Raw genomic sequence first — 10,677 nt, 5'->3', positions numbered from 1 at the left:
TAGTAACCTTACTCCGCTCTTTTGTTCTTTCTGATTAATACTTAAAGTTAACTGATTTAGTAAAAATCAAACTTAAGATGTGTATAGTGCATAGCACCCTACGGGATGCTACGACACCATACACGGAACGTTGTAGGTAATGTAAACTCAGAACAGCGCACTCATCACTTTCTACACATTAAAAAACAATTTTCATTTTTTTTGTAACAAATTTTTGATTCCAATACTTACCCAGCGAATTTAAAAAACAAAAACAATGAAACACTTTAAAACAATTATCGCAGTATTAGTATTTACATTAACTTTTAGTTCTTCTCAAGCTCAACAAGAAATAAAATTAGAAAATTCTGTTTTGTGGAAAATAGAGCATTCAGGACTGAAAGAACCTTCTTATATTTTAGGAACTTTACATTTGATGTGTGAAGACGACTTTAAAATTTCTAAAAAAATTACTCAAACGCTACAAAATGTTGATGCATTAGTTTTAGAAGTAAATTTATCTGACCCAAAAGAGATAAAATCAATGCAAGAGTCAATGAAAAATCCAAAGAAAATATCCGATGAGATATCCAAAAAGCAGTTCGAGGAACTAGATACAATTGTAACTAAGATAATGGGAACACCTTTAATAAATTTTGATTCATATGGTCTGTCTATTCTAAATGCTTTAATGCTTCAAAAAATGTTACCCTGTACAGAAATAAAATCGTTAGAAACTGAGCTTATGGCATTAGCTATAAAACAACAAAAGCCAATTTATAGTTTAGAAAAGGTTGCAGAACAGATGGAAATAATTAGAACGGCTTATCCTACAGCCTTTGCGTTAAAACAAATACTGTTATTCGAGTCTTACAGAAAAGATTTTAATGAAGCCATAGTAGCATATAAAAATGAAGATATTACCACTGCTGTAGATTTACTTACTAAAGAAATTTATATGGATGAAAATGCTACAAATCTTATGCAAGTAAAACGAAATAAGAATTGGGTAGAAAAAATGCCGCAAATGATGAAAGAGAAAAGTAATTTATTTGCGGTTGGCACAGCTCATTTAACCAATGAATATGGCATTATTAATCTTTTAAGACAAAAAGGGTATACTGTTACACCAGTATTTAATTAGACAGACATTTATTTATGCAATTAACCGAACAAGATTTTTTAACTGCAATCAATAAGCATAAAGGGATTATTTATAAAGTATCAAGAATGTACTTTGATAATCCTGAAGACCAGCAAGATTTATTTCAAGAAATCATACTGCAATTATGGAAATCGCTCGGAACATTTAAAGGAAATAGTGAATTTTCTTCTTGGATGTACAGAGTAGCACTAAATACGGCAATTGTATTTTTTAAAAAAGAAAAGAGAAAACCAGACAATTATAATTCTAAAAAAACTGAACCTATTGCTTATGAAGACTACAGTGATGAAAAAGACAAACAGTTAGCCTGTTTTTATAAAGCGGTAAAAGAATTAAATAAAATTGAAAAAGCACTAATACTGCAATTTATAGATGGTTTATCTGGAAAAGAAATAGCCGATAATTTAGGTCTTTCAGAAGTTAATGTTAGAGTAAAAATAAATAGAACAAAAATTAAATTACAAGAAATAATAAAAAATCAAGGATATGAATTTTGAAAATATTAAGCAAAAAATGGATTCCGAAAGTATGGATGGCAGTCAAATTCCAGTTAGGATAAAGGATATAGAAACTAGCAAGATGCCTATCCAAAAAGTAAGGAAGAGTATGAAAAGTGAAATCATCACACAACTCATTTTAATTGTAATCTTTTTTGCTGCCCCAAGTTTTCTGGAAATGCATCGATTACCAAAAACAACTTATTATATAATGATGTTTATTACTAGTCTAATTACTTTAGGTTATTTAGCAAAAATGAGTTGGTTTTTAAACAAATATATTAGCTTAAGCAATAATAGTAAAGAAACTGTTGTAGCCTTTATTTATGACCTTAAATTAACACTAGAAGTATATAAAACGGCAATAATATCAGGGAGTCTTTTACTTCCAATAGCTATGGTAAGCTTATTTCTTGGTTCCATAAAAATTGATGAGAAAGTATATAATGATTTAATCCTATTAAATATGCCAAACACATCACTTATTCTATATGTTTTTGGATATATATTAATAGCTATACTTATATATTTCATTACAGTATATTGGTCGAATAAATTGTATGGTGTGCATATTAAAAATCTTGAAAAAATCTTGAAAGAATTTGATGTCGAATAATAAAACACTACCTACAACAATGTATAAAAGTAATAGCGGTTTGGGATTTAATCCTAATCGCTTTTGCATTTAATTAAGTATATTACCATCAAAAAAGTAGGTGCATTTAATCCGCTACTACTCTTATGTGTGCCGAGAGTAACGACCGGCTGAAAGTCGTTACGTAACTGTTTATAAGATGGTGGAACCGACCCACCGGTGTTGTCCTACAGGGGAGAGCATCAAACCACCATAAGGTGCTTTGGTAAAGAGCCAAGGTATTGAGCGTTATGGAAAAGGCTACGCCAAGAGCTGGTCAGGTATGAATAATGGAGATGAATGCAAATGAACCTCTGATGAAGTGTCGAGAAAGTGCAACCCTCTGTCAAAAGTGTTTGAAGTATGACAAACATTATAAGTCCAGCGGTCACCTGTTTATTGGCTGGGCGGCAGGCGTCATTTAGGAGGCATGACCATTATTTGGGCTTATTTACGGAACTCGGGAACCTGAGCCAAAATGCAAAGTGAAATGTACAATAGCGCAAACTAGAGGCAGAATAGCGATGTTTGGAACAGGGGCGGACTCATCCGTAGTAGTGATGAAGTTTCTGTAATGGAAATGGAGCAAAGGGATGAGCTAATTTGATATACAGCCTGCCAACTTGAAAAAGGATGAGCTATTTTTGTATACCACTTTAGAAGAGCCGTATGATGGGAGACTATCACGTACGGTTCTGTGAGAGGCTTGGGGTGAAACTCCCCTGGTCTACTCGACACAAACACGTTACCTGCAAGCTGAAAAAACAACCGCACATTTTAGCTGAAAACATCAATAAGAGCTAAAATTTATCCACCGCTCTTGAATATATTCGGAAAATTATATTTACATTTGACCTAAATCAGTCAAGTCTAAAAAAGGTACAATGACACTTGGACAAAAAATTAAAGAATTAAGAGAGCAGGCAGGAATGTTTCAAAGAGAATTAGCATCTCAACTTGAAATTGGGGATGGCTTTTTAAGCAAGGTAGAAAACAATCAAAAAACTTTAAAAAGAGAACACTTAATTAAAATTAGTGAACTTTTTAATTGTTCCATTTCAGAATTAGAAGCATTATGGATAGGAACAAAATTATATGAAATAATAAAGGACGAACAAGAGGGATTAAATGCTTTAAAAGTGGCGGAACAAGAAATAATATATAGAAAAAAATATGACATACTTTGATGAATTAAGGGAAATAACAAAAATTATTCCCGATACAATTGTTGACTTTTCAATACCAAGAGATAGAACTTCAGCTCCAACTCAAACACGAGAAGAACAACAAAATGAGCGAGCAAATGACTAAATTTTTCATAATCTTTCTAATTTGGGTTATTGATATTTCTATGTGATATTTTCAGTTCTATACTGCGTTCGCCATCTTTTTCATTCAATTCTAAAATTGCCCTACGGTCATTGGATAATGAAAATTTGGGCAACACATAAACGAACCTTACCGTTTCGCTTTCTGCAATTTTTGAGGGCAGATTATGTATGTAAATTGGCTCTTGATATAATCGTTGTAACGATTTTCTTTTTCCTTTCTGTCGCGTTTCAATCGAAAGTTTTAAGAAATTTAAATCATAATCCAAAGTCGAATTATTCTTTATCTCGATGACGAAATAAAGTTCTTCCGTATCAAAAACAATGTTTTCGACGCTCAAAACAATACCTTCGGTTCGCTTTTTATTCCTACCAAATCGCTGCTTTCTTTCAATAAGGTAAGAACTGAATTTCTGGTAATAATAATTCCTGTTATCAATTTTACTTTCAGCAATAGCAACCGAGATAGTATCGTTCATTATTGGTTTTTCATTCCCGATACTACTGGACTTCGGAATAAAATAATTGAATTTAGATAACTGCGCCTTATACCTTACAATATACGAAAAAATTGAACCATCTCTATTGACTATCAGAAGATTGCTTTCTTTTCCTGGCTTTGCTTGAAGCAAACCGAAATACTGCTCTTTCTCACGATTGTAAGTGAATATAAAATTGTCCGAACCGGTTATGCCTTGGCGAATGGGCTCTGGGAAAAACATCGCCACATTTTTAGTGTCATTTGCGTAGATGGTGTCTATAACTATTAGGTTTTGGGCCGAAACCTGTGCCATGCAAAGGTGGGGTGTGATAGTGGAAGCAACGGCAATAAATGAAGTTATGATATATCTTTTCATAAGATTGAATTTTTAAGAACCTTTAAGTGGCTCATAGTTTTGGTTTTAGAATAAGCTTATAATTGTTCAGCACGGTCACTTTTACGCTTTTGTTTTTACGTTTTAGAATTTTAGTAATACCACCAACTTCCGGAACACTAGGAATGTTGATATCGCCAATAACATCGTCTAGTACTTCCGTTGTAATTTCTTCCCGAAAATTGTTTTCGACATAGATGCCCTCACTACCATCCTGCAAATCGAATGCTTTCAGTTTGGAAGGATGATGATTAATGTTCTCAATTTCTATTAAAGCACGATTGGGCTGAAAACTGATAAATCCAAAAACGAGTGTGTTTTTCTGCATTTCCTTATTGTTAATCATTGCAGCTTTGGTAAGTCGCATCCGCAATCGGGAGTTTGCTTTTACTACTTGGTCTCCATCGACGACCACATATATGGTTTCATCCGTATTCCCGATGATTGAAGAATCGTTTGGCTCGGGAGAAGCAGCAAAAAATAATTGATGTTCCAGTCCCAATTCTTGGACTTCAATCTTCTGTGCTCGTCTTATTTCTGCGGAATCTACTTCTTTAACTTTTTTTGGAGCTGCTCTTTTTGAACCCATATTCTGATATGCCACTTCTGAATATCTGATTTTCCCTGCCGAATAGATACTATCTACGATACGTTCTTTTTCACGTTGAGGCAGATCTGCATCATAAAAGCCGAGGGAATCAATCAATTTTTCATTGTAGATACTCGGCGCATTCGTTTCGCGCACTTCCTTAAGATCATTGATGGCATCCAGTTTGGTCTTATACTCTTTTTGATTTTCTTGCAAAGCTGGTATTTGGGTCTGTTTAAGATTTTCAGTTTCACTTTCATCATCGCCCATAACCATGATGGTATAGGAAATTAGAAACATTAAAATCACAGCCAATACGGCTGCAAAGACAATTTTATTCTTTTCTATTTTCATGAGAGTTAATTTTAAAATGCCCATCACCTGCCCGACGGTAGGCGGGTCGGCTCGATTTTCATTGTTTAAATTTTTTTAAGGAGTTTTCAAAATAATTGGTTATCAATAATCCGTGCGGATTATTCGGGAAGTTTCGGTCAACCATACTCAGGTTTCCGGTGGAAACGAGTTCATAAGTGTCGATGATAGAACCACGATTGATTTTAAAAATAGTTATGGTTCTAAAGCTGTAAATCCCATTGTTTTCCTCGATTTGTGAATCGATGCTCAATACTTTTTGAACAAGGGAGAATTGTAATAATCGGTTATAGACCCCATCCGCTCTTTTTTGACGATATAGGTTGTCCACTGAACTATTGCCCAGCCAAAGTGCTTTCGCAAGATTCTTTTCATAATTGCTTGCGTCAATATTGTAAAAGTAATTATGGAACAGTTCCAAGTGGGCCAAAGCTTCGACCCCGAAATTTTCTTTTTGGGTAACGAGCTTTAAAGGAATGATACTGCCATCAGTGTTTATAGCGAATGCACTATTTAAAGTTTTCTTATTAGTATTGAACACCATCCAGATCGAAAATGTACTGGTAAGCAAAGCGCAAACCACCACCGCCAAAACGATGAAACGATTTAATTTGAGGACTGCATATATGTTTTTATAGGGTGTTTTCATGTCATTTATATTAACCGTTAAATAGTCTTAAGGTGAAGGATGTTGCACGCCTGTAAAGCTTGAACTTTAGAAATACTATGAATCCAACGGAACCAAGTTGTACGACGGGGGCAAAGAATCCTTGTCCGAGGTCGGTTCCAAATAGATTATTCCAAAAGTTGGTGTTGAGTTCTGTATATAGTGCATTTACGAATATATTAACCAAAAAGAAGGCTGGCACGAGCATATAAACCGCAGCATATAATTTGAAAAAATTATAGGCCAATGATCGGAATTTTTCAAATACTGCTAAACTGATAACCAATGGAAAAAAGGCCTGCATAATCCCCAAAAGAAAGAACCGTTCTGCCAAAAAGAGTGGATAGATAAATAGGTCCAAAAGCCATAGAATGATGCCAATGATAAAAGCAATTATTTTGAATCCATAAAGTGGTGTGACCAAAGCTTCGTAAAGCAGAGTCATCGCATTTTTTGCAGCATCCATTAGATTGACGTCTTTCTCAATGGGAATGGCTTGCATTTGCAAGGGCAAAAGTGCTGGAGCAGTCCCTCGATACTGCGCTTCTATTGACACCAAGATGCTATCAAAAAAGCCCAATAGCTGTGTCGAGAATATGACCAAAAGAACTATGGCAAAATTCTTTGCCAGTTCGCCTGGGCTCAATCCCCAAGTGTAACCATCTTTGTCCGCAATACCTTCATTGTATTTTTTAAGAATGTTCACAAGGAAAAACAAAACCGCAAGCGTTTTCATTCCTGCAATGGTATATTGCGAAAAGCTACTGTTTTGTATGGTTTGGAAAACCGTATCGATATATTCCAAGCCTATTCCTAAAATGATGGTTGCAGTCATCTTAATATTCTGTTTCGCGGTTATTGATTTTATCCTGCATTTTTCTGAAGGAAATAATATCCTTGTAGCGTTTGGTTTTGGTTTTCACATTAGAAACCATTTCCTTGGATTCCAGTTCTTTTTCTTTTAAGATTCCAGTACGTTCGGCATCAGTCATTTTTAAGAAATCACTGGACAGAATATCATCTATAAAATCCATTGTATCCAAGGAGTTTTCTACAATGGCGCTAAACGATTCCGATACCCGACTTACTTCATCAGGTTTGATATAAGGGGAATCAAGAATATCCCTTAAGTCATTTTGCATCACGCGAATTAGACGTTGGTTATTTTGACCGATTTCCCGAACCGCATTTAGTTGTCTAACCACGTCATTTACCTTCTCAATATTTTCTTTAGCCTTTTTCATAAATTCAACCGTTTTTATAATGTTGGCTGTCTGCTTCCCAGATTCTATCAGTTGTTTTACCAAGCTGATGAAATTGGTATTGTCATAAGTGGGCATTCCCTGAGCATTGATGTTCAAGCTGAATAAGAGTGCCATTGCGAGTACTATAAGTTTCGATTTACTCATAGTTAAAAATCTGTTTTGGTATTCGTGAACCTTTGGTATCATAATATTATTTTTTAGAAGTGAATTCAATAATTGCTTTTTCCATATTCTGATGTTGCTCATAGAGCTTCATTATTTCTTCATTTTCCTTTCCATCTGTCAGGTAAGCGGCATACACTTCCTTTGGTACCTCGAGACGGAAAATGTTACTTTCCTTACCGATTTTTATAAACATTTCCGTGTATTTGCGTGGCCCGGAAAGATTGTTCTTGATAGATTTTAATTGGTTGAGATCATGGGTGGAAAGATTGAGACGCTTGACCAATTCTGCATAACCTTTTTCATTATGGAGACTGTAGAACACCTGTGTGTTTTCAAGGATGCTCGCCGATGTTGAATTGTTTGGAAGCTGGTTTATGGATTGCAGAACGATTCCGATGGCACCGTTCTGCTTTCGGATCGCTTGATAATAGAATTCTACACTTTCCAATACGTTCTCAAACTTCAGTTGCTTAGCAAACTCGTCGAAAAGGATGATGCCTTTTTCGGCTCGGTTCTTCCAGATTGTCCGTTGAATGGCTGACTTAATCAGCTTCAACATAACGGACAGGATTTCTTTGTTGTCCTTTACTTCATCCAGTTCAAAAACAATTAAACGCTTGTCCTCGATTTTATAGGTCTGGTCTTCGCTGACTTCAAACAGAAAACTATAGAGACCATCGCCAACATACTCCGACATGACGTGCAAGAAGCTAGTAACATTGAAGTAGTCAGGATGGATTTTAAGTTGATTTAAGAGGTCTTTTTGATTGCTCTCTATAAAGTGGTAGAACCCATCCAAAGAGTGATTTTCAGGCGTGCTATCGTAATAATGGCGTAGAATCTTTTTTATCGAAACGGATTGTGCCTTGGTCACTTTTAAATCTGAAGCAAACAATTCAAATAGGAATACGGATAAGTCCTCCAATCGTTCAGGTGTCAGGTCGTTCGTATCACTTATGTAAAATGGATTGATACCGAGATTCTTTCCACTTTCGTATCGAAGCACAGTATATTGTTCAGGATAAAGCTTAGCGAATTTGGTATAAGAACCACCCAAGTCGATAATGACCAGACGAACGCCACTTTCAAAATATTGGCGCAAAATGTTATTTGCCAGAAAGGATTTGCCTTCGCCAGTTGGAGCGAAAATGGCAAAGTTCCGTGCCTTGATGCGTTTCTTACGTTCATCCCAAACATCTTTCAAGACAGGAATGTTGTGTTCTCGGTCGTTAAAAATGATTCCTGTAGGATCCGATTTATAATTGGTGTTATTGATAAACAGGCAAAGCGCGTGTTTCAAATCCGTCACATACATATCGGTATTGCTGAAATTGGAAGAGAAACAGCAATAACTGTTCAGTATATAGTTCTTTCGTTCCTCTCCTCGTGGATAGTATGGGATGATATCCAATTCCTTGAATTCAGTCTTGATTTTAGAACCAATCCGAGCTAAATTTTCTGCATTTTTATCCCAATAAATGATATTGAGATGGCCACGGATAATTCTTGAATTATCGTCGGCATTAATCTGGTCAAGGATATGCTGAATTTTGCCAAGAACAACTTTGTTCTGTGAACCGAAATTTGAACTTTTGTTAAGTTCCTCGACCTTCTTGTCAAGCAGCTTGCGCCACTTTTGTTTATCGTCCAAATAGATAATCTGGTTGACAATATGGTTTTCGTTAAGCGTAAGCCCTAAACCATCAATAAACCCTTGATGAAACACAAAATCGTCAGAAGTGAATTTCTCATTGGTCTTGCTACTCTGTACACTTTCGCCAAAGCACAGTTCACTATTGATGGCAAGGGCATCAAAATAGTTTTCGCCTATAGTGACGCTTTTCTTATCCAATAAAATATCGGTGTCAAATCCTTCATTGAATCCATTGAAATAGGAATTCGTTAACTCTTGGATATGTTTTGCTTCAAGGGGGATAAGTTCAATCTTCCGACTATTATTGATAAAGGAAACGGAATCGCTGACCGACCCGATGAAGCTCTTTACGTTATCGTCTAATTTTTGAACGATATCCTTGACCACCTTTCGGAGAGGATTGACATATTTTGGGTTGTTCAATGCTTTGTTCTTGGTAAGTATAAAGAACAAATAGCAACGGTGTTCCATATATTCACGCCCTTTAAAATGGTCGTGCGTAGCCTTTTCCAGAAAGGTAGAATTAGGCAATTGATCGGACGTGTAGGATTTCTTGATATAGATATCCTGTTTGTGAACGACCGTTCCAACAGACAACGATTTTAACGCCTGAAACCATGCACCGTGCAAATCCTCAAAATCCTTTTCCGATAGGGAGTAGATTTCAGGTAATATCCCCTCATAGCACAAGACCACGTTGCCATTATTGGCAAAAATGATATTGTCCTGAATATCCGCAATCGGACGATATGCTGAAAGGTTAATCTTGTTCATAATCGAAACCAGAGGTTTTTTTATTGCTGATGATTCTTGGAAAGGCTTTCGCTATCTGAAATAGTTGCGGATTGTGGGTCGTTTTTGACAGGGCAACATAAAGGGTCGCATTGAAAACCAGTATGCCAATAATCAACATAAAGCTGAAAGAGAATATGATGATTAAGAGCGAAGCGATAATCGACACCATCATTAATGCAAACAGGGAGATGGGCAGTCCAAAAATGACCGCCCGTTTCCTGATGTTTTTATAGATCTCGAATTTCTTCATGCTTCTTTTCTAATAAATTCCTCTTTGGTGGTTAGACTACGATGGAGATTAGGTAAGTGAATATCCCGACCACCGCACCTGCAATGAGTACAAACACAAGAACCCGTGTAATCCCCTTTTTAAGGTCAGCGTTTTCGCCAAAGAAGTGTCCTGCATTAAACAGAAAACCCACAAGAAAGATGACTCCCAATATAATTGGGAAAATTGTCCTGATGGTGTCCGAAACATCATTAACGGAATCTTCAATACCTCCAATCTGCGCAAAAAGCGAGGTTGAGAATAGTGAAATAAGAGCTGCGAAATAGATTGATTTTTTCATAACGGAACAGTTTAAATTTTGGATTGTTTTCGTTATTGGAAATATACATATATTTACTTTTAAATAATTGATAATCAAATATTTGTGAATAAAATGTTGTTTGATATCGTTTGAATTCCTTTG

At 35.7% G+C, this 10,677-nt stretch carries 13 protein-coding genes; 5 read left to right on the top strand and 8 right to left on the bottom strand.

Annotation, left to right across the window (positions count from 1 at the left end):
* Positions 1 to 256 precede the first annotated feature (256 nt).
* From Q0947_RS14170 to Q0947_RS15215, 5 genes are all read left to right on the top strand, one after another.
* Entirely contained in the window at positions 257 to 1,123 is an 867-nt protein-coding gene (locus tag Q0947_RS14170) for a TraB/GumN family protein (RefSeq protein WP_299399094.1), read from the top strand.
* 14 nt (positions 1,124 to 1,137) lie between these two features.
* Positions 1,138 to 1,641, top strand: coding sequence for an RNA polymerase sigma factor (locus tag Q0947_RS14165; RefSeq protein WP_299399090.1), 504 nt, complete (start codon positions 1,138 to 1,140; stop codon positions 1,639 to 1,641).
* Positions 1,631 to 2,257, top strand: a complete 627-nt coding sequence (locus tag Q0947_RS14160; RefSeq protein ID WP_299399086.1) for a hypothetical protein — start codon at positions 1,631 to 1,633, stop codon at positions 2,255 to 2,257. Before Q0947_RS14165 ends, Q0947_RS14160 begins: the two co-directional genes overlap by 11 nt.
* A 902-nt stretch (positions 2,258 to 3,159) precedes the next feature.
* The gene (locus tag Q0947_RS14155) at positions 3,160 to 3,462 is read left to right on the top strand and encodes a helix-turn-helix transcriptional regulator (protein WP_246923138.1); all 303 of its coding nucleotides are present in this window, start codon (positions 3,160 to 3,162) and stop codon (positions 3,460 to 3,462) included.
* Entirely contained in the window at positions 3,449 to 3,586 is a 138-nt protein-coding gene (locus Q0947_RS15215) for an AccI family restriction endonuclease (RefSeq protein WP_246923136.1), read from the top strand. Before Q0947_RS14155 ends, Q0947_RS15215 begins: the two co-directional genes overlap by 14 nt.
* 16 nt (positions 3,587 to 3,602) lie before the next feature.
* Here Q0947_RS15215 and Q0947_RS14150 read toward each other — a convergent pair whose 3' ends face one another.
* The 8 genes from Q0947_RS14150 to Q0947_RS14115 are packed head-to-tail and all read right to left on the bottom strand — an operon-like array spanning position 3,603 to position 10,554.
* Entirely contained in the window at positions 3,603 to 4,460 is an 858-nt protein-coding gene (locus Q0947_RS14150; RefSeq protein WP_027125861.1) for a DUF4138 domain-containing protein, read from the bottom strand.
* Positions 4,461 to 4,491: 31 nt separating this feature from the next.
* Positions 4,492 to 5,421 (bottom strand): conjugative transposon protein TraM, encoded by a 930-nt coding sequence (gene traM, locus Q0947_RS14145; protein ID WP_246923135.1) that lies wholly within the window; start codon positions 5,419 to 5,421, stop codon positions 4,492 to 4,494.
* Positions 5,422 to 5,479: 58 nt separating this feature from the next.
* Entirely contained in the window at positions 5,480 to 6,088 is a 609-nt protein-coding gene (locus Q0947_RS14140; protein WP_027125863.1) for a conjugal transfer protein TraK, read from the bottom strand.
* A 10-nt stretch (positions 6,089 to 6,098) separates the two neighbouring features.
* Positions 6,099 to 6,941 carry a hypothetical protein gene (locus Q0947_RS14135; RefSeq protein ID WP_299399073.1) on the bottom strand — a complete coding sequence of 281 codons (843 nt, stop codon included), beginning with the start codon at positions 6,939 to 6,941 and terminating at the stop codon, positions 6,099 to 6,101.
* Between the two features lies 1 nt (position 6,942).
* Entirely contained in the window at positions 6,943 to 7,557 is a 615-nt protein-coding gene (locus tag Q0947_RS14130) for a conjugal transfer protein (RefSeq protein WP_246923131.1), read from the bottom strand.
* A gap of 4 nt (positions 7,558 to 7,561) precedes the next feature.
* Positions 7,562 to 9,964: a TraG family conjugative transposon ATPase gene (locus Q0947_RS14125; protein WP_246923129.1), complete on the bottom strand. Its 2,403-nt coding sequence runs from the start codon at positions 9,962 to 9,964 to the stop codon at positions 7,562 to 7,564.
* A complete protein-coding gene (locus tag Q0947_RS14120) occupies positions 9,951 to 10,235 on the bottom strand; it encodes a hypothetical protein (protein WP_027125867.1) in 285 nt (94 codons plus the stop codon). The genes Q0947_RS14125 and Q0947_RS14120 overlap by 14 nt, the downstream gene beginning before the upstream one ends.
* 31 nt (positions 10,236 to 10,266) lie before the next feature.
* Positions 10,267 to 10,554, bottom strand: coding sequence for a hypothetical protein (locus Q0947_RS14115; protein WP_027125868.1), 288 nt, complete (start codon positions 10,552 to 10,554; stop codon positions 10,267 to 10,269).
* Between the last annotated feature and the right edge of the window lie 123 nt (positions 10,555 to 10,677).

This window comes from uncultured Gelidibacter sp., assembly GCF_947500795.1.
GTDB lineage: Bacteria > Bacteroidota > Bacteroidia > Flavobacteriales > Flavobacteriaceae > Gelidibacter.
The sequence above is the reverse complement of the archived record's forward strand: the minus strand, read 5'-3'. Positions and strand labels throughout refer to the sequence as shown.

Excerpts from the sequence above, each read along its gene's own strand:
- Q0947_RS14170 (WP_299399094.1), top strand. The coding sequence starts at position 257 with ATGAAACACTTTAAAACAATTATCGCAGTATTAGTATTTACATTAACT.
- Q0947_RS14165 (WP_299399090.1), top strand. The coding sequence starts at position 1,138 with ATGCAATTAACCGAACAAGATTTTTTAACTGCAATCAATAAGCATAAA.
- Q0947_RS14160 (WP_299399086.1), top strand. The coding sequence starts at position 1,631 with ATGAATTTTGAAAATATTAAGCAAAAAATGGATTCCGAAAGTATGGAT.
- Q0947_RS14155 (WP_246923138.1), top strand. The coding sequence starts at position 3,160 with ATGACACTTGGACAAAAAATTAAAGAATTAAGAGAGCAGGCAGGAATG.
- Q0947_RS15215 (WP_246923136.1), top strand. The coding sequence starts at position 3,449 with ATGACATACTTTGATGAATTAAGGGAAATAACAAAAATTATTCCCGAT.
- Q0947_RS14150 (WP_027125861.1), bottom strand. The coding sequence starts at position 4,460 with ATGAAAAGATATATCATAACTTCATTTATTGCCGTTGCTTCCACTATC.
- traM (WP_246923135.1), bottom strand. The coding sequence starts at position 5,421 with ATGAAAATAGAAAAGAATAAAATTGTCTTTGCAGCCGTATTGGCTGTG.
- Q0947_RS14140 (WP_027125863.1), bottom strand. The coding sequence starts at position 6,088 with ATGAAAACACCCTATAAAAACATATATGCAGTCCTCAAATTAAATCGT.
- Q0947_RS14135 (WP_299399073.1), bottom strand. The coding sequence starts at position 6,941 with ATGACTGCAACCATCATTTTAGGAATAGGCTTGGAATATATCGATACG.
- Q0947_RS14130 (WP_246923131.1), bottom strand. The coding sequence starts at position 7,557 with ATGATACCAAAGGTTCACGAATACCAAAACAGATTTTTAACTATGAGT.
- Q0947_RS14125 (WP_246923129.1), bottom strand. The coding sequence starts at position 9,964 with ATGAACAAGATTAACCTTTCAGCATATCGTCCGATTGCGGATATTCAG.
- Q0947_RS14120 (WP_027125867.1), bottom strand. The coding sequence starts at position 10,235 with ATGAAGAAATTCGAGATCTATAAAAACATCAGGAAACGGGCGGTCATT.
- Q0947_RS14115 (WP_027125868.1), bottom strand. The coding sequence starts at position 10,554 with ATGAAAAAATCAATCTATTTCGCAGCTCTTATTTCACTATTCTCAACC.